The organism is Neobacillus sp. WH10 (genome assembly GCF_030123405.1).
Classification (GTDB): domain Bacteria; phylum Bacillota; class Bacilli; order Bacillales; family Cytobacillaceae; genus Neobacillus.
Genome location: NZ_CP126110.1, coordinates 5,104,265 through 5,122,486, shown reverse-complemented (window position 1 = coordinate 5,122,486; position 18,222 = coordinate 5,104,265). Strand labels below are relative to the sequence as shown.

Here is an 18,222-nt window from a genome sequence, read left to right as displayed (position 1 = left end):
TTGTCATCCAAAAGGGTGCCGTGATTTCCAGTATTGATTCATGTGTTAATCAAGGATGTTTGCTTCAGCTTAAAGCAAAAGGGGAAGTGGCTGTTGCCGCTACGTGATTTATTCCAAGCTCCGTTTATGAAGTGGACCAAGGGAATATAGCAGCCGCGGAGTGAGTATAAAACGATGGGGTGAATTCGTGATGTCCTCCCACAAATAATCAGGGCGCAATTGGATAAGGAAATTTTAATCAATAATCTGATTGTCTCTTGATTCGATATGGAAAAAGTCCCGTACAAAAGGGAAACCCACTCAATTAGATATTCTAATTATGAAATTGGTGTCATATAAATTAAAAAGGTATCAAAATTTAAAAAATGCCTCAATTAGTAACGGTTCCGCTTTGAAGTACAAAATTTAGAAAAGTTGGGTAAATCACAAGTTAAATCGTACAAAGAAAGCACTGTATTTAGTACGGTGTTTTTTGTATTAAATTAAATTAGCACAGTCAAATGACCGTGCTAATTTTGCATTTATTCTAATTTTCTTATTAAATTAAAGCACTCTTAGAAAGAATTGATCCCCCGATTGTGGAACGCAATTTATCTCACTATTGTAAAAATTTCATCATCCTCACTAATAGGTACATCAATCATTGTCACTTTTTTTACAGATGCCCGTTTTAATGACTGCATGCAATTGACTAGAAAATAAATTTTTGATTCTTCCCCTTGTATTTCAGCTTCCACACTTCCATCTTCTAAATTTTTTACCCATCCCGTTAATTTCATTCTTTGAGCAATACAATAAATTTCCAAGCGGAATCCTACTTTTTGCACTCTTCCAGAAAAAGTTACTTTCTTTCTTAATATAGTGCTTGAAACAAATTTAGGAAACTCAATTCGATTTGCATGCCGAATTACATACTCATCTCTTAATTTCTTAAAAACACTCATTCTACGACGTACTCCTTTTAGTTTATTACTAAATCGTCTCCGAAACTAAATAATAAAAACGCTTTACTCCCTCTAAGAAGTAAAGCTAAATATATATTCTCCATTAAGATTAACTTATCCTTTTTATCGAACTAAACTGAACCGTTAGTACAATAACTTCTAAAAAAATGTGTTAATCCTTGTTGGATTAACACATTCTTTATCCTGCTCCGTTAAGGAAAAAGCGGTTCTTCATTATTGAAGATAGCTCCCAATTAGGAATAAGAAATAAAGAATTGAAGTAAGAATCCTTTGGTACTCTGCTCAGTTCCTTTTTACAAAAAATGATGTACTTTCATCACTCATTGAAAAAACTCCTTTGTAGAAGACTTGTTCGTTTAGAGAACAAAACAAGGTTAACAATTTCTACAATAGGAGTTTTTTTCATTAGCAAAACTTGTTTTATTTTCTCAAGACTTGCAAGGCTAGTGGGACTGAACCTTTTTCTATGTGGGTTCTTATTCTAGTTCAGGCGCTTTTCGATGGTTAGTTCCTTCTTGATAAGCGTAGGCTAGTTTAATCAATGTTGGCTCGTCGAATTCTTTTCCTAGCAGCTCGAGCCCGACTGGAAGGCCGTTGTCACTGAAGCCGGCAGGAACCGAGATTGCAGGGAAGCCTGAATAAGGACTTAAGCGATTAGCATTTCCTGCACCTTGGCTTCTGCCCACCTGTGCCGGTAAAGCACTCGAAGTTGGATAGAGTAGTGCATCAAGGTCATGTTCATTAAACGTTGCCATTAAGCTTTCCCTTGCCATTTTAGGACGATTGGTAATAATGTCATGGTATTCCTCATCATTTTCTAATGATTCTCTTTCATTTCGGGATTTTAATCCACTTTCCAAACTTGGATGAAATTTCCCGCTTTCGATAATATCTGATAACGTCCTTACAGGTGCATCCGGCCCAAGGCTAGCCAAATAATCATTTAACTGAAATTTAAATTCGTATCCGCTTAAGCTTGGATAAGAAAGAATTTGACTAAGATTTGGAACTGTAACCTCGAACACTTCTGCTCCAAGCGCTTCCATGTCCGCAATCGCTTGATCCATCATTTTATTGACTTGAGGATCATTCCCAAACAGGTCGCGAATAACGCCTATCCGAGCTTTCTTTAATCCATTTTTCTTAAGATAATGAGTATAGGTTTTTGGAACTTTCCCGATGCTGGCCTCAGTAACCGGATCTGATGGGTCAAAGCCAGCAATTGCATCGGCCACGACAGCCACATCTTCAACCGTTCGTCCCATCGGTCCGCCGACATCCTGTGATAGTGCAAGTGGAATGATTCCATCGCGGCTGCCAAGTCCCATAGTAGGGCGAAGTCCAACCAGGTTATTAAAGGACGAAGGAATTCGGATGGACCCACCAGTGTCTGTCCCTAATCCGACAGTGGCAAAGTTGGAAGCAACCGCCGCTGCAGTACCTCCGCTTGAACCACCTGGGTATCTTGTCAAATCATATGGATTATAAGTTTGTCCACCAAGGGAACTAATTGTTTGGAATCCGAAAGCAAATTCATGCAGGTTCGCTTTCCCTAAGATGATTGCACCTTGATCTCTTAATCTCTTTGTTTGATAAGCATCCTTTAGAGGGATAGAACCTTCAAGTGACAGGGATCCTGCAGTAGTAGGCATATCGTATGTATCATAGTTGTCTTTTAAAATAACCGGAATTCCATGCAAGGGACCGCGAACTTTTCCCGCTTTGCGTTCTTTATCTAGTTGTTTCGCTTCTTGTAATACATTTTCGTCAACCGTAATGATGGAGTTAATGCTGTCATCGTACTCCTCAATTCGATTGAGATAGAATTGAACCAATTCCTCAGAGGTTAAAATCTCCCTCTGCATCGCATGCTGCAATTCAAATATCGTCGCTTCCTCAATCTCAACAGATAAAACTCTTTCAGCGAAGGGACTTGCTGAATTAGAAACAGCACCTGCTGGAGCTGCGTACAACCCCAAAGCCATTACAAGAGAAGTGAAGAAAACTATAAATTTGTTATACCACTTTCCCATTTGGAACTCCTTTCATTTTTTAGAATAATTAGAATATATCAATCTATATTTTTACTGTAAATGAGAGGAAGGTCATGAAAGACTAGATTATATGGGAAGGATTTACCAATTAGAAGGATTCATTTTATCCCTCTTGAACGGGCAGTAAAAATTGAGGTGCCTGGTACCGCTCTAAGTTTGTCGAAATTTGTTAGTTCTTTGTTATCCGATGATAGTTCCAATAGCTAGGCGAAAAGATTAATGAATATGAATAAACGGGAGAGCATACCTTTCTGTTTGGGTATGTGGAAAGCTATGGTTATTCGATCGGTTCCTTTGTCCGTGACAAGGATTCTGTCCAATCAGCTATTTTTGTTGCCAGGGTTGCCGCTTACTATAAATCAAAAGGCATGGCGATGTATGAAGGACTTTTAGCCATATTTGAAAAGTATGGTTTCTATCAGGAATAACTAAAATCTATTTCTTTTGAAGGATAAACCCAGAACTGGTGCATCCTTTCGTTATTTTCAACCAATCGTTTGAGTAGTAGGGAAAGGGTGGGTAATTAGTAGAGTAATGTAGGTTTAAAAGAAAATGATCTAAATTTGTGGAAAGTTGGGTTATTATCTGGGAATTTCTCTTGCATTTTTCAACAATCTTCTTCCGTTGTTAGTAGTGAAAATACTTATAGATCAGTATTTGCAGCCTTTTTAACCAAACGATTAAATAGTATATCTTATATGGATTATTGTCGTAAGGATGTCGGTTAGTGGAACTAGTGGTTCCTTCACTCCTAAGATCTAAACATTTTTGCACTATTTTAGCCTATCCCTGTCTGAATGAGCCCTGAATTCAGACAGGATCTAGCATTTTAAGCCTTGCCTTGTCTGAATGATACCTGCTTTCAGACAATAGGGGGCCATAGTTTGTTTGACGAGGAATACGATAGGAAAGAGATAAGAAACCAGCTTAGAGAAATGCTTCAAGCAGGTTTCTCTTTTTTATTCTCGCTCCTTCATCCTCACTTTCAGTATAAAAAACTTCTATGGCAAACAGTGACTGGCACAGTTTGCCTGTTTCCAAGCTCAATCCCTGTTTCCAATTTCCTGCTTCCCGTCAATTTTCTCTTTTTCCAACGATTCCATAAAAGAAAATCTTCATAATATCTTCGGTCAGCGGTAGTATTTTTTGATAGACTTCTTCCCGTTGTAAATATTGATTCAACGCTTGAATGAAAAAAATAATCGCTTCATTAGACAAATTCGGATCAACATATCCCTCTGCCTTTCCCTGGTTAAACAAATCAATAAAACGAGGAAGAGACTTTTCTACATATAGTTGTTTAAAATAATCGGCGCTGGTCGAATATTCCATCATTATATATTGATAAAAATCTTCATTGATCTGTTTTGTTTCTTCATTCTTTGTAAACATCATCTGTTTTATTTTTTCAGGAAAAGGTATATTGCTATGAAGAAGTTGTTCAAATTCATCCGACGCCTTGTCTAAATAATAAAGATAAACTTCATGCACTAAATTATGTTTACTCACAAAGTAATTATAGATCGTTACTTGAGATACATTTGCTTTTTTAGCTATTTCAGCAATTGAAATTTTTTGCACACCATACTCCATAAATAAGGCTAAAGCAGCTTCTAATATATTCTTTGTCTTCTGCTCCCTTCGTCGTTGAAACCCATCCATATCTTTCACCTCTTGTTAAGTTTAATAAAATTTATGTAATAAAACAATTAAAATAGTTCATAACCTATTGTAAAATAAATACATTTTATATATTATGAACTATATAAGTTAAAATATTTCATAACTCGTTCAAAAATTTTGATGGAGAAGAGGAGAATAAAAAATGTCTGTCTTAAAAACATCGAATTTAACGAAAAAGTTTGGAAAGTTTACAGCTTTAAATGGTGTAGACATTGAAGTGAATAATGGTGAAGTATTTGGATTCATTGGTCCAAATGGTGCGGGAAAATCAACAACTATTCGTATTCTGCTCGGTATATTAAAAGCAACAGAAGGAGAAGCGAAGATCTTTGGCATGGATGTCTGGAAAGATGCAGTTGAAATACACAAGAGAATTGCCTATGTTCCAGGCGATGTGAACTTATGGCCTAACTTAACAGGCGGGGAAGTAATTGATCTATTTGTGAAATTACGCGGAACAAATAGTAAAAGCAGGCGCGAAGAACTAATTAAAAAATTCGATTTAGATCCTTCGAAAAAATGTAGAACCTATTCAAAAGGAAACCGGCAAAAGGTTGCCTTAATTGCAGCTTTTTCATCTGACGCTGATCTTTATATTTTAGATGAACCAACATCGGGTCTGGATCCATTAATGGAGAGAATTTTCCAGGAATGTGTGATGGAAGCAAAAAGAGAGGGAAAAAGCATTTTATTATCCAGCCACATTTTATCGGAAGTAGAAAAGTTGTGTGATAAAGTGGCAATTATTCGACAAGGGCAGGTTATTGAAACCGGAACATTAGATGAACTGCGGCACTTAACCAGAACAAACTTACTTGTCGAAACGAAGGAGGCTTTATCTTCTTTACACGAAGTAAAAGGAGTTCATAATATCGAGAAGAAAGGTCAAACATATTCCTTCCAGGTAGATTCAGTGGAATTGGACAATGTAATGAAATATGTAAGTCAATTCGGAATCGTGAAATTAGAAAGCGCGCCGCCTACATTAGAAGATTTATTTATGCGCCATTATGAAGGTGCAGGAAAAACTTCCAATACAGGAGCTGGGGGTGCTTTATAATGTCAAAACAGTTATACATTAATACAAGGAGACTCTCTCGATTAATGCTTCGAAGAGATCGTATTCGTATTCCTGTTTGGTTACTCTCTTTATCCGTTCTTACATTTATCGTTGCAAATGCATTTACGGGATTGTACTCTACAGAGCAAGAAAGACAAATCGCAGCAGAAACGATGAAGAACCCTGCTATGACAGCGATGCTTGGTCCAAGTTACGGCCTGGATAACTATACAAACGGAGCTATGATGGCCCATCAAATGTTACTTTTCACTGCTTTGGCTGTTGGGATTATGAGCATTTTATTTGTTGCGCGTCATACACGAGCAGATGAAGAGGAAGGTCGGATTGAAATGATTCGCTCGCTGCCTGTTGGACGGTTGTCGAATTTACAGGCATCCATCTTCGTTTCGGTTGGAGCAAATCTGTTATTAGCGCTAATTATCGGTTTTGGGTTATACGCTCTTGGAATCAAAAGCATGGATTTAGATGGGTCTCTTTTATATGGAGCAGCTTTAGGAGCGACAGGTATCATCTTCACCGCAATCACAGCATTATTCGCCCAGTTGACGGTGACATCACGAGGGACGATTGGCTTTTCCATCGCTATATTGCTCATGTCTTATCTAATTCGTGCCATTGGGGATGTTAGCAATCAAGCACTCTCTTGGTTTTCACCATTAGGTTGGGTTTTAAGTTCAGAAGTATATGTGAATAATTACTGGTGGCCAATTTTACTAACAATCGGAGTGGCGCTTATTTTGGTTATCACTTCGCTATATTTGAATGCCATCCGTGATTTGGAAGCTGGATTCATACCGGCTAAGCCGGGCAGAAAATATGCATCTTCCTTTTTACAAAGTCCGCTTGGTCTTGCGCTAAGACTTCAGCGTACTGGACTAATTGCTTGGGCAGTTGGAATGTTAATACTTGGAGCATCTTACGGGTCAGTATTAGGTGATCTAGAGTCCTATTTTTCCAATAATGAAATGATGGAAAAAATGTTAACACCAGCAGCAGGCTTTTCGTTAACAGAACAATTTTTAACGATGTTGATGAAAATAATCTCGATGATTTGTACGATTCCACCTTTAATGGCCATATTCAAGCTTAAAGGGGAAGAGAAAAAGAATCGCACAGAACACTTACTAAGTCGTGCGGTGTCTCGTTCGCGGCTTATGGCGTGTTATTGTATCGTATCCATGGTAAGTGCGTTTGTGATGCTGTCGCTTGCTGCTATTAGTCTGGGGGCAGTCGGGAATTCGGTAATGGAGGAAGGAATTCCTTTTGGTACCTTTTATAGTGCAGCAATGGCCTATCTGCCTGCGGTGTGGATCATGATTGGAATCGCGGTGTTGTTTATCGGTTTGGCACCAAAATTATCTGGTTTGACTTGGGTTTATTTGACCTATTCATTTTTCGTAATTTATTTAGGCGGTTTACTTCAGTTCCCAGAATGGATGGGGAAACTATCGCCGTTTGGTTATATCCCGCAACTTCCTATTGAAGAAATGGACCTCATGAAAGTTTCCATACTGACAATTATAGCAATTGTTTTAATGGTTGTAGGTTTTATCGGCTATAAAAAACGGGATATCCAGGGGTAATAAAGTTAAGTATTCCTATACGGAGCATTATGCAAGCAATTATCACTCGCTAAGGATTTCTGCCTGCAAGTTCAGGTATTTAACAATAATTCGTTTGTCATATAGATTTTCATACAAAAAAATTATTCAAATTTTGTGAAAATTTAGGTTATTGTCTGGGAAATTCTCTTGCATCTTTCAACAATCTTTTCCCGTTATTTGCAGTGGAAATTCTTATAGATCAGTATTTGCAGCCATTTTAAACGAACGATTAAATAGTATATCCAATATGGAAATTTGTCGTAAGGATGTCGGTTATTGGAATTGTACAAACGGAGGCTTTAATAAAAATAGCCTGTATCTATAATTACTTAGTAATCTTAAATACAGGCTTCATAGTTATCCTTTAGTAAACAACTTGGCATCTAGTTATTATTTTTTTAATCTTCCCGCTTTTTTTGCAGCATCTTTTAATATTACCTCAATTTGAGCATTAACACTTCTGATCTCATCTTCTGCCCATTTTTCCAGTACTTCGTATAGTTTTGGGTCGATTCGCAGCGGAAATGATTTTCTTTTACTCATGATGACACAACCTTAATAAATACTTCCGGTATTGATAATTGGTTGTGTTCCTTTCTCGGAAACAATGGCAACCATCAGGTTATTGACCATTTGTGCTTTTTTCTCTTCGTCGAGCTCGACAATATCTTGCTCTGTAAGCTGATCAATCGCTGCTTTTACAAGCCCTACAGCACCGTCGACAATCACCTTACGAGCAGATAAAACAGCCTGGGCTTGTTGTCTTTGAAGCATGGCAGAAGCAATTTCGGAAGAATAGGCAAGATGCATGATCCGTGCTTCAATGACATCTACCCCAGCCACATCAAGCCGTTTTTGTAAATCATACATAAGAACATCAGCTACTTCATCGCTATTTTGACGAAGGGTTAAGGTGCTATCATTATTTCCAAACGAATCATAGGCATATGTGCTCGCAATATGACGAATACCAGTTTCACTTTGAATCTGGATGAATTTTTCATAGTTTTCTACATCATACAATGCTTTTGCTGCATCCCTAACTTTGTACACAACAACAGCAGCAATTTCAATTGGATTTCCTTCTAAATCATTTACTTTTAGCTTCTCACTGTTGAAGTTCGTCACACGTAATGAAACACTTCGTTTGAAAGTAAAGGGAACGGTTGCCCATAATCCTTGATCCCGGATGACACCAATGTAGGTTCCAAAGAACGTTAATACTTTTGCTTCGTTTGGCTGAACAATGGTTAAACTCGTACCAATAATTAATCCCACAATTACGACGACTATTCCGGCTATTTTTCCCGCAATTGCCGCTCCGGTAACGATTAGATAAATTCCAAAACCAATACACAACAGAGCAATGATAAGTGCTGCAAAACCATTCATTTTAAAAATCGATTTTTCTTTCATTAATAACCCCTCCCTATAGTAAAAGTGATATAAAAGTGATATCACATTTATATCATAATACATTTAGTATAAAAAGTAAAATATTTGTTATTTTACCAAATAAAACAGGTGATTTATTAATAAAAACCCTCGTTTTAATTTGATCTCTAGATACATCAATCTCCCTCGCTTGTTTACATGTTTACATAGATGTTTTAGTGGATTTTATACTGTGAAAATCGATGAAGAAGCCTTCTACGTAGGGATTTCTCAGGATCCAAATCAAAAAAGGGGAAGATTAGACCTTCATAAGGGGTATGAAGGCCAAATCAGTTGAAAAACCAGGAAGATAAAACCTTCATAAGGGGGATGAAGGCTAAATCAGTTGAAAGACCAGGAAGATAAAACCTTCATAAGGGGGATGAAGGCTAAATCAGTTGAAAGACCAGGAAGATAAAACCTTCATAAGGGTGATGAAGGCCAAATCAGTTGAAGAACCAGGAAGATAAAACCTTCATAAGGATGATGAAGGCCAAATCAGTTGAAAAACCAGGAAGATTAGACCTTCATAAGGGGGATGAAGACCAAAACGATTGAAAAAAAGGAAGGATTAGACCTTCATAAGGGTGATGAAGGCCAAATCAGTTGAAAAACCAGGAAGATTAGACCTTCATAAGGGGGATGAAGGCCAAAATGATTGAAAAAAAGGAAAGATTAGACCTTCATAAGCGGGATGAAGGCCAAAACGATTGAATAAACAGAAAGATTAGTCCCTCATAAGATGTAAATAGAACAAATCAGTTGGTATTGTATAACTTTTAGAGGTAAAACACATCTCTACAAAAATGTTTATAGTCATTATAAACGCCCAGACATGTAAATTTTCCATTGATACGGTCGCTTAGAAGCAGCATAGCCGCTGGGTCCCCGAATCCGAACGCTTCCGCTAATGAATTTCCTAGGTCTCAGGATGTAGATGATATTACAGCAACTGACCGATGTCGATGATAAAATGGAAATTCTATATTGAAAAGGGTAAATTAACCAATCGCTAGGGAGAAAAAACAGCGGATGGTGTAAAACAAGCGGAGGGGAAGAGAAGGGATGAAATCATGGATTAATTTTTCACTTAAGAACGCAGGGGTTATTTTTATTGCCATGCTAATGGTGATTGCCGGGGGGATTTATTCAGTCAGAACGATGAAGATGGAATCAATGCCTAATGTTGACATTCCTTATATTGTTGTCCAGGTTCCCTATATCGGGGCAACTCCTGAACAGGGATTAGAGGATATTGGTAAGCCATTAGAAGAAACACTTTCAGGTATCAAGAAATTAGATAATTTATATATTGAAGCACACAGTAATATAGTAGTGGGAATTCTTGAATTTGAAATGAGCAAGGATATGGACGAAGCAGAAAAGGATGTAACAACGGCCGTCGCTGCCATGAAGCTGCCTGCAGGTGCAGAAAAGCCTGATATTATAAAGGACGGTCCATCTGCTATGCCTGTATTTACATTTGCGCTTTCGTCTGAAACAGCTAATCAATCGGACTTGACTCAGTTTATCAATGAACGGATCAAGCCGGCGTTGACAGGAATCGATGGAGCCGGAACCATTGATATTTCGGGTGAGACCGAAAAAGAAGTAGCGATCAAACTCGATCCGGAAAAAATGAAGCAGCTTGGAATGACGTATGAGACAGTCAAGCAAACGCTGTTAGCACACAATTTTTCATTCCCGGCAGGGCAGGTAAATGTTGAAGATAAAACATTCAATGTGCAGGCCGATTTCAAACTGGATTCAGTTGAGGATGTTAAAAAGATTCAAATATTGGCTCAAGGACCTGCTGGAATGCAACAAGTGAGCCTGTCAGAAATCGCCGACGTTTCTTATAGCAACAAAAAGGAAATGGTCTACACTCGATTAAATGAAAAGCCAGCTGTTTTGGTTGAGATGAAGGCACAGCCAGGCTCCAATACCGTTGAAGTGGTGGGGCAAGCAAAGGAAAAGCTGGATGCATTAGAGCTTCCTTCCGGCTACAAATTAACGAAATTATATGATACATCCAAAGAAGTGAAAACATCAGTTGATGGGATGCTGCGGGAAGTCTTGCTTGGTACATTGTTTGCCGTTATTGTTACGTTCTTGTTCCTTCGTAATATAAGAGCAACGATTGTTGCGGTTCTTTCCATCCCATTATCAATATTAGCCTCGATGATTACATTGAAATATTTTGGCTATAGCTTAAACATGATGACCCTGGCCGGAATTGCGGTTGCCGTTGGACGGGTTATTGATGATTCGATTGTCGTCATTGAAAATATTTACCGTCGAACGTTAACAAGCACAAGACGTGATGAAAGAATGGTTTTGACAGCCGCAAAAGAAGTCGGAGGAGCGATTACCTCTTCCACCCTTACAACCATTGCCGTATTCGGGCCGCTTTCCTTTGTTCCAGGGATAATTGGTCGTTTTTTTGCGCCGTTTGGCATTACAGTCATTGTTGCACTCGCGTTTTCCTTAATTGTTTCCTTGACGGTTGTGCCATTATTAGCAAAGCTATTTTTACTGCGGATCAAACATCAAGAGGTGAAAGAAACATTTTTTGAAAAAGCCTATAAGAATGTGCTGTCATGGGTATTAAATAAGAGGGCTGTTACGATAGTTTTGGCCGTCATCCTTTTTGCCGGGTCACTGGCACTAGTTCCTATGATTCCAAAGAATTTTTTACCTCAAGAAAAAGATGTCTCCTACCGGTTAGCAGGAGATTTACCAGATGGAACTTCATTGGATAAAGCGAACGATATTGCTGTTAAAGTAGAAGATATCTTAGCAAAAGAAAAGCAAATTAAACATTTACAAACGATTGTGAATGGCGAACATATTCGTTTTTCCATTGATTTAAAGGATGACATCACGAAAGCTCAAACAAATGATTTTGAAAAAAGGGTGAGATCAAAAGTAGAAAAACTGGATGATCAAATGCAGGTAGCCCTTGCTCCTGTTGGGATTGTGGGAACCAGTGGTTTAGCGTTAATTATCGAGGGCGGGAATGCCCAAGACTTAGAAACAGCCGGGAAAATAATTACCGATAAGATTAAAGATATCGATGGCTTAGAAAATGTAGAATCCAACCTCACAGGAGTGAAGGAACAGCTCCAATTGGAAATAGATGATCATAAAGCGGCGGAAAAAGGTGTAAGTCCGGTCATGATTGCGGGATACGTGAGAGAACTCATTTCGGGCGATACAGTTTTAGATATGCAAGTAGAAGGGAAAACAACTAGTGTAAATTTGTCATTGAATAGCTCTTCCGTAAACACCATTAATGATATTATGAGTCAAAAGATGACCAATCCGCTAGGGCAGCAAGTAAGTCTCTTAGAAGTGGCAGCCCTAAAAAAAGCACCTAGTCCTTCCGCTTTGTATCGGTTAAATCAGCAGCCATATGTACAGGTTACTGGCCGGATCACGACGGATAATTCCTCCGGTGTGCAAGCGGAGGTTGATAAACGGCTAAAAAAAGTAGATTTACCAAAAGGGGTAACTTATCGTTCAGAAGGTCAAGCGGCAGCGATGAATGAAGGATTTACCAATATGATGATTGCTATGGCAGTTGCGGTTGTACTTGTGTTTATCGTGATGCTTATAGCATTTGGGAATATGTTAATGCCAGTAGCAATCCTATCTTCGTTGCCATTCTTATTTTCAGGCGGGTTACTAGGATTATATCTTACTAATCAAGCACTTGGTATGCCGGCATTAGTTGGGTTTCTGATGTTAATAGGTATTGTTGTCACAAATGCGATTGTCTTGATGGAGCGAGTGAAGCAAAATGAGAAGAAGGGTATAGAGGTCAAAGAAGCTTTACTAGAGGCTGGAAAAACGCGTCTTCGCCCAATTCTCATGACGGCTTTTGCAACAATCGGTGCATTATTACCATTAGCACTCTCGAGTGAAGGGGGATTAATTTCAAGATCTCTAGCGATTGTTGTTATTTCAGGATTGTTGACATCTACTCTATTAACCTTGGTGATTGTGCCGACTACGTATCATGTAATGAAATCGGTAAAAGGGAGATTATCTAAGAAGACTACTGATAAAGTAACTGGTAAGGAATCGGCGTGAGTGGGTTTAATTTAAATATCTACAAAAATTAGGGTGTTTAGTATTATTAGACGAATTAGCATAACTCCACCTAACTAAATTAGTTGGGTGGTTTTTTTGTGGCTAAAAAAAGAATCATTCCACCTCCAGGTTATTCATATAACATCGATTTAAGAATCAAACCATCGATGATCATTCTTCACGAGAGGGAATACTAAAAGAAGCTGCTGCTATGGGAATAAATGATAACGATATAGATGTGAAACGGCTAATTGAACGACTAATAACAGAGGAAAGGTCCAACCCCACTTTAGCTTTAGTTGTGCTAGTGCCCTCAAGTTGCTTTTTCAAAGAAATCCTACTATAAACGATATGATAATGCCGTCAAATACCATAGATGTTACCACCTTATGCAGAATATATAGCCGAGGAAAAATTCAATTAAGGAAAATAATAATATAATTAAAGTTTATCAAAGAAGGCAAAAAAATAGGGATTATTCCCTAAATCGTTTTATTGGGATAATGAATGTAGGAAAAAGGTCACCCTTAGATGTTTGCTAGTGAAAATAGATGTTTGGACTCTATTCATATCTTAAACATTCGCGCACACTTCGACACAATTTTTGTGGATTGGGATGGGAAATGATGTATTTATCAAGGATTACAGTCATTTTCATTAAACGTTTGGTTGAAAGGGAAATTTGTAGAGAATGGTCAAGTGTTGTCTAATTATAGAGAGTAAATAAAGAGAAATTGATTAGTTAGTTATGCCTATTTTTATCTTAATATTTCCAATTTTCTCCTGCGATAGTAAGTCTTTCGATTCATTTTGAATATTTATAAATTTCCGAATCAATGTTTACTAATTTAAAAATGAATTGTAGTATATTAATATACCATCAATTGTTTGTTTATTCTAAACAATCGAAAGTTTATTTTTTCTTACAAGATTAAGAAAATATGAATTTCGACTTCGAGAAATGTCCAGTTTCATCGCCCACCGGCTAATAGACTTCACTCTTCTCCCTATGATAAGTCAACATGGAAAAGCTATTACTCTCCGTGTTTCCTTTATCTCATTTGAAGCGTTCCAGTCTATACGCCGCGCAAATGAAGCATGCACTTTTCCTACAATTGGGTGGGTTACATACTTATAAAAAACAACAGAGAGGGGGATTGGTATGATTCGATTTGATTCTGTAAACAAGTATTATGGAGACTTTCATGTTCTCAAAAATATTAATCTAGAAATTAATAAAGGTGAAGTAGTCGTTGTCATAGGTCCTTCTGGATCGGGGAAAAGTACGATGCTTCGCTGTATTAATCATCTGGAAACGATCTCTGATGGGGAATTAACTGTTAACGGGTTGAAGGTAAATGACAAAAAAACAAATATCAATCAGTTAAGACGAAATATCGGGATGGTATTTCAGCATTTTCACTTATATCCGCATAAAACCGTTCTTGAAAATATTACAACTGCACCCTTGATGGTATTAAAACAATCAAAAGAGGAAGCTGAGAAAGTAGCAAGATATTATCTAGAAAAAGTAGGTATACCCGATAAGGCAAACGCATATCCATCTCAATTATCAGGGGGCCAGCAGCAAAGGGTTGCGATTGCAAGAGGACTTGCAATGAAGCCTGAAATTATGCTGTTTGATGAGCCTACTTCTGCTCTGGATCCTGAAATGATTGGTGAAGTGCTAGATGTTATGAAAACGCTAGCAAAAGAGGGGATGACGATGGTCGTCGTTACCCATGAAATGGGATTTGCAAAAGAGGTTGCTGATCGCATTATTTTTATGGATCACGGGCAAATACTTGAACAGGGAAATCCGGCTGATTTTTACGCGAATCCAAAGGAAGAAAGAGCGCGCCTATTTCTCAGCCGTATATTAAATCATTAAAAACAAAGGGGGATTTATATGTTTAAGAGTAAAACAAGTAAGATAGCCGGCATTCTATTATTATCGGCTTCCATGCTTCTTTCAGCATGCGGCAAAGGGGGAGAAAAAGAAACGGCAGGTACAGCAAAAAATGCTTTAGAACAAATTAAAGCGAAAGATAAAATTGTTATCGGTGTAAAATTTGATACAAGATTATTTGGACTTAAAAACCCATCTACCGGCGAAGTAGAAGGTTTTGATATTGATATTTCAAAAGAGTTGGCGAAAGACCTTCTTGGTGACGCGAAAAAGGTTGAGTTTAAAGAGGTTACATCCAAAACCCGTATCCCGATGTTAAACAATGGCGATATTGATGCGATCGTTGCAACGATGACGATTTCAGAGGAACGTAAAAAAGAGGTTGATTTCTCAGATGTCTACTTTGATGCAGGACAATCACTGCTTGTCAAAAAGGGAAGCCCGATCAAAGGACTTAAAGATTTGAAACAGGGTACGAAGGTTCTTGCAGTTAAAGGCTCAACATCCGCTATTAATATTCGTGAAAAAGCCCCAGACGCAACTGTATTAGAATTTGAAAACTATACGGAAGCCTTCACAGCGTTGAAATCCGGTCAGGGCGATGCCTTAACAACAGATGACTCTATTCTATACGGAATGGCTGACCAAGATTCAAACTATGAGTTGGTCGGTGGTACTTTTACGGAAGAGCCATACGGAATTGCTGTTAAAAAGGGAAATAAAGAATTAGTTGACGCGATTAATAGCGCTTTAAAGAAGATGAAAGATAACGGAAAGTACGATGAAATTCACAAAAAATGGATCAAATCGAACTAACAGCTACTGATATCAGGATGGGCAGACCATGCTCATCCTGATTACTTCTTAAGAAAAGGGGGGAGATCTATATGCTTGATTTTTCGATACTGATAAATAACTTGGATACATATTTAGAAGGATTTAAGAACACAGTGCTGGCAAGTATCATTGCCCTGATAGGGAGCTTTATTATTGGTGTGATTGTAGCAGTTATGAGAATCGCACCAATTAAACCTTTAAATTGGATTGGCAGCGCATATGTTGAGTTTATCAGAAATATTCCTCTTCTAATAATAGCTTTCTTCTTTTATATCGGTCTTCCTGCAATCGGTGTTACGCTATCCGGATTTGTGGCGGGTACGATTGCCCTTGCCATTTATACGGCCTCATTTATTGCGGAAGCGATTCGAGCTGGAATACAATCTGTACCGAAAGGACAAATGGAAGCAGCAAGATCATCAGGTCTAACCTATTTGCAGGCGATGCGGATAATTATTTTGCCACAAGCGATAAAAATAGTTATTCCTCCAATTGGCAACCAGTTTATTAATCTTGTAAAAAACTCCGCTATTTTGGGAATGATTGCTGGGTTAGATTTAATGTACTTCGGTGATCTTGTATCCTCCCAAACATTCGTTACATTTGATGTATATATTTTTGTAGGGATGTTTTATCTTGTGTTAACAATACCATTAAGTCTGGGCGTAGGTTATCTGGAAAAACGCTTGGCTAGAAGCCATTAAGGAGGGGAATTATGGATATTGCAGGAGCTCTCTCAGTCGATCATTTAAAATTCCTCGCTGATGGTTTTAAGGTGACGCTTTACATTGCCTTTGTCTCAATTGTACTAAGCTTTATTATTGGAATCGTGTTAGGGACCTTACGATATGCAAAAATTCCATTCCTATCGAAGGTCGTGGCATTGATTGTTGAAACGATTCGGAATCTGCCGCTGTTACTTATTATTTTCTTTACTTTTTTTGCCCTGCCTGAAGTAGGAATTAAGCCAAGCATCACGGTTGCGGCGATATCGGCATTGACTGTATTTGAATCAGCGATGCTGGCTGAGATTGTAAGAAGTGGCTTGAATTCCATTGATAAAGGACAAATTGAGGCAGCCCGTTCATCAGGGCTAACGTATATGCAGACATTAAGGCATATTGTTATGCCGCAAGCTTTGCGGAGAATGGTTCCTCCGATTGTCAGCCAATTTATCTCTTTATTGAAGGATACTTCACTGTGCGTAGTTATTGCGCTACCGGAATTCATGCACAATGCCCAAATCCTCTATGCTCAAAATGTCAATTACATTATTCCAATCTTTATTGTAGTTGCTTTCATGTACTTTATTGTTAACTATTGCTTGTCATTAATCGCTCGCAGACTTGAAAGCAGGCAGGCATAAAGGAAGCAAGGGGACGGTTCTTGAATGGACAGTCGGAAATTTTGCGCGGAAAAAGGTACAGCTAGTGGACGAGCTAGTTGTGCCTTAGTTTTGTTTCTGCCGTCTTATCTGTAAAACAAGCATTTCCGGATAAAGTAAACTACTAATTGCAAATTGAGGACAAACCCGTGCCTGTCACTGCCCGATGAGCCTGACATTTTTCAATGGATTTAAACCAATCTACTATTGTTGAACGATGGGTTTTACCTGTTAGATCCCACCCCTAGCTCTCGACAAATTTCTTTTCTGATTGGCATTGATAAACCTTATAAATCGGTACTTTAACGCAATATTAATCAATCGATTGATTAGTATAGTATATAAGGAATTAAGTCGAATGGATGTCGCTTATTTCTATTGATGTTTGCTCTCTTTTTTAAGCGTAATGCCTACTTAGACCCCTTCTACATCGATGTTTGCCCTTTTTTTGAAGTGTAACACCATCGTAGAGACCTAATGGAACTAGTTTCTTGGGCTCTATTAATTTCTAAATCTTGTTGGATGATTCAACAAATTTTTCATTGGTTTGGATGAGTAAAGGTGTATTTAACAAGGATTTTAGGGGGTTTAATTAAACGTTTGTTTGAAGGGGAATTTAGTAGAGAATGGTCGAGTTTCGATAGATAATGGAGATTAGTAAGCTGGACCAGGTTAGGATATATTCAACCTGGTCCAGCTTTTTACATCCGCTCTTTCATCCGGTCAGGCAGGGTCTGAATAGACTGGACCACTAAATCAAGCTTTGATTCAATTCGATAAAGCAGATAAAGGGTCACAACGATCGGAAATCCTACCTGGCTTATGATGGGAATGAGCTGTTCCACGATAATCACCTCCTTTTTATAAAAAGAGGCCGGCTTCATGATGAATCCGGCCTCTCTCACTATTAAGCAAGTTCATAATCTGTTACATTGCGTTCGATGACTCGTACCCCTTTTGGTACTGCCAATCTACCGCTAGATGTTGTGAAAACGTCAGATGCAATAATCTGTGCCATCGATAGTTTTACGACCTCTTCATCAATCGGTTCTTTCGGATTATCAACAGAAATACGTGCAGTCTTCCCAAATTCAGTTCCAAATTGTAATTCCAATGTCTTTGCCATTTCATTCACCTCCTTTTTTAAAATTGGTGCCTGACACCCTTTATGGACAC

14 protein-coding genes and 1 pseudogene are annotated in these 18,222 nt (G+C 38.2%); 8 read left to right on the top strand and 7 right to left on the bottom strand.

Going from position 1 to position 18,222, the window contains the following annotated elements:
- Nucleotides 1–590 precede the first annotated feature (590 nt).
- Nucleotides 591–944, bottom strand: coding sequence for an acylphosphatase (locus QNH20_RS24695; protein WP_283920568.1), 354 nt, complete (start codon nucleotides 942–944; stop codon nucleotides 591–593).
- 497 nt (nucleotides 945–1,441) lie between these two features.
- On the bottom strand, nucleotides 1,442–2,998 hold the full coding sequence (locus QNH20_RS24690; protein ID WP_283920567.1) for an amidase: 1,557 nt from the start codon (nucleotides 2,996–2,998) through the stop codon (nucleotides 1,442–1,444).
- 224 nt (nucleotides 2,999–3,222) lie between these two features.
- Here QNH20_RS24690 and QNH20_RS24685 point away from each other — a divergent pair.
- Nucleotides 3,223–3,444: pseudogene (locus tag QNH20_RS24685) on the top strand (phospho-sugar mutase); the annotation flags it as partial.
- A gap of 649 nt (nucleotides 3,445–4,093) precedes the next feature.
- Here QNH20_RS24685 and QNH20_RS24680 read toward each other — a convergent pair.
- Nucleotides 4,094–4,681 (bottom strand): TetR/AcrR family transcriptional regulator, encoded by a 588-nt coding sequence (locus QNH20_RS24680; RefSeq protein WP_283920566.1) that lies wholly within the window; start codon nucleotides 4,679–4,681, stop codon nucleotides 4,094–4,096.
- Nucleotides 4,682–4,844: 163 nt separating this feature from the next.
- On the opposite strand from QNH20_RS24680, the gene QNH20_RS24675 reads away from it, so the two are divergent.
- Nucleotides 4,845–5,762: an ABC transporter ATP-binding protein gene (locus tag QNH20_RS24675; RefSeq protein ID WP_283920565.1), complete on the top strand. Its 918-nt coding sequence runs from the start codon at nucleotides 4,845–4,847 to the stop codon at nucleotides 5,760–5,762.
- Nucleotides 5,762–7,366 carry an ABC transporter permease gene (locus QNH20_RS24670; RefSeq protein ID WP_283920564.1) on the top strand — a complete coding sequence of 535 codons (1,605 nt, stop codon included), beginning with the start codon at nucleotides 5,762–5,764 and terminating at the stop codon, nucleotides 7,364–7,366. Before QNH20_RS24675 ends, QNH20_RS24670 begins: the two co-directional genes overlap by 1 nt.
- Before the next feature lie 411 nt (nucleotides 7,367–7,777).
- On the opposite strand, the gene QNH20_RS24665 is transcribed toward QNH20_RS24670, so the two are convergent.
- Together QNH20_RS24665 and QNH20_RS24660 are read right to left on the bottom strand one after the other, a co-directional pair.
- Nucleotides 7,778–7,930: a type II toxin-antitoxin system antitoxin gene (locus tag QNH20_RS24665; RefSeq protein ID WP_283920563.1), complete on the bottom strand. Its 153-nt coding sequence runs from the start codon at nucleotides 7,928–7,930 to the stop codon at nucleotides 7,778–7,780.
- A 12-nt stretch (nucleotides 7,931–7,942) separates the two neighbouring features.
- The gene (locus QNH20_RS24660) at nucleotides 7,943–8,803 is read right to left on the bottom strand and encodes an SPFH domain-containing protein (protein WP_283920562.1); all 861 of its coding nucleotides are present in this window, start codon (nucleotides 8,801–8,803) and stop codon (nucleotides 7,943–7,945) included.
- Between the two features lie 1,083 nt (nucleotides 8,804–9,886).
- Between QNH20_RS24660 and QNH20_RS24655 the strand changes: the two genes are divergently transcribed.
- The 5 genes from QNH20_RS24655 to QNH20_RS24635 all read left to right on the top strand — a co-directional run bounded on the left by QNH20_RS24655 (nucleotide 9,887) and on the right by QNH20_RS24635 (nucleotide 17,028).
- A complete protein-coding gene (locus QNH20_RS24655) occupies nucleotides 9,887–12,916 on the top strand; it encodes an efflux RND transporter permease subunit (RefSeq protein ID WP_283920561.1) in 3,030 nt (1,009 codons plus the stop codon).
- 1,162 nt (nucleotides 12,917–14,078) lie between these two features.
- Nucleotides 14,079–14,807, top strand: coding sequence for an amino acid ABC transporter ATP-binding protein (locus QNH20_RS24650; RefSeq protein ID WP_283920560.1), 729 nt, complete (start codon nucleotides 14,079–14,081; stop codon nucleotides 14,805–14,807).
- Between the two features lie 18 nt (nucleotides 14,808–14,825).
- Nucleotides 14,826–15,641, top strand: coding sequence for a transporter substrate-binding domain-containing protein (locus QNH20_RS24645; RefSeq protein ID WP_283920559.1), 816 nt, complete (start codon nucleotides 14,826–14,828; stop codon nucleotides 15,639–15,641).
- Between the two features lie 71 nt (nucleotides 15,642–15,712).
- Nucleotides 15,713–16,366: an amino acid ABC transporter permease gene (locus tag QNH20_RS24640; RefSeq protein ID WP_283920558.1), complete on the top strand. Its 654-nt coding sequence runs from the start codon at nucleotides 15,713–15,715 to the stop codon at nucleotides 16,364–16,366.
- Nucleotides 16,367–16,377: 11 nt separating this feature from the next.
- Nucleotides 16,378–17,028 carry an amino acid ABC transporter permease gene (locus tag QNH20_RS24635; protein ID WP_283920557.1) on the top strand — a complete coding sequence of 217 codons (651 nt, stop codon included), beginning with the start codon at nucleotides 16,378–16,380 and terminating at the stop codon, nucleotides 17,026–17,028.
- A 719-nt stretch (nucleotides 17,029–17,747) separates the two neighbouring features.
- On the opposite strand, the gene QNH20_RS24630 is transcribed toward QNH20_RS24635, so the two are convergent.
- Both QNH20_RS24630 and QNH20_RS24625 read right to left on the bottom strand, forming a co-directional pair.
- Nucleotides 17,748–17,891, bottom strand: a complete 144-nt coding sequence (locus tag QNH20_RS24630; RefSeq protein WP_283920556.1) for a YvrJ family protein — start codon at nucleotides 17,889–17,891, stop codon at nucleotides 17,748–17,750.
- A 62-nt stretch (nucleotides 17,892–17,953) separates the two neighbouring features.
- Nucleotides 17,954–18,172 carry a DUF2922 domain-containing protein gene (locus QNH20_RS24625; RefSeq protein WP_283920555.1) on the bottom strand — a complete coding sequence of 73 codons (219 nt, stop codon included), beginning with the start codon at nucleotides 18,170–18,172 and terminating at the stop codon, nucleotides 17,954–17,956.
- Nucleotides 18,173–18,222: the final 50 nt, after the last annotated feature.

Bases quoted from the DNA above. Each gene is read 5' to 3' on its own strand.
- QNH20_RS24670 (WP_283920564.1), top strand. From the start codon at position 5,762: ATGTCAAAACAGTTATACATTAATACAAGGAGACTCTCTCGATTAATG.
- QNH20_RS24695 (WP_283920568.1), bottom strand. From the start codon at position 944: ATGAGTGTTTTTAAGAAATTAAGAGATGAGTATGTAATTCGGCATGCA.
- QNH20_RS24645 (WP_283920559.1), top strand. From the start codon at position 14,826: ATGTTTAAGAGTAAAACAAGTAAGATAGCCGGCATTCTATTATTATCG.
- QNH20_RS24680 (WP_283920566.1), bottom strand. From the start codon at position 4,681: ATGGATGGGTTTCAACGACGAAGGGAGCAGAAGACAAAGAATATATTA.
- QNH20_RS24655 (WP_283920561.1), top strand. From the start codon at position 9,887: ATGAAATCATGGATTAATTTTTCACTTAAGAACGCAGGGGTTATTTTT.
- QNH20_RS24660 (WP_283920562.1), bottom strand. From the start codon at position 8,803: ATGAAAGAAAAATCGATTTTTAAAATGAATGGTTTTGCAGCACTTATC.
- QNH20_RS24635 (WP_283920557.1), top strand. From the start codon at position 16,378: ATGGATATTGCAGGAGCTCTCTCAGTCGATCATTTAAAATTCCTCGCT.
- QNH20_RS24675 (WP_283920565.1), top strand. From the start codon at position 4,845: ATGTCTGTCTTAAAAACATCGAATTTAACGAAAAAGTTTGGAAAGTTT.
- QNH20_RS24640 (WP_283920558.1), top strand. From the start codon at position 15,713: ATGCTTGATTTTTCGATACTGATAAATAACTTGGATACATATTTAGAA.
- QNH20_RS24625 (WP_283920555.1), bottom strand. From the start codon at position 18,172: ATGGCAAAGACATTGGAATTACAATTTGGAACTGAATTTGGGAAGACT.
- QNH20_RS24665 (WP_283920563.1), bottom strand. From the start codon at position 7,930: ATGAGTAAAAGAAAATCATTTCCGCTGCGAATCGACCCAAAACTATAC.
- QNH20_RS24650 (WP_283920560.1), top strand. From the start codon at position 14,079: ATGATTCGATTTGATTCTGTAAACAAGTATTATGGAGACTTTCATGTT.
- QNH20_RS24690 (WP_283920567.1), bottom strand. From the start codon at position 2,998: ATGGGAAAGTGGTATAACAAATTTATAGTTTTCTTCACTTCTCTTGTA.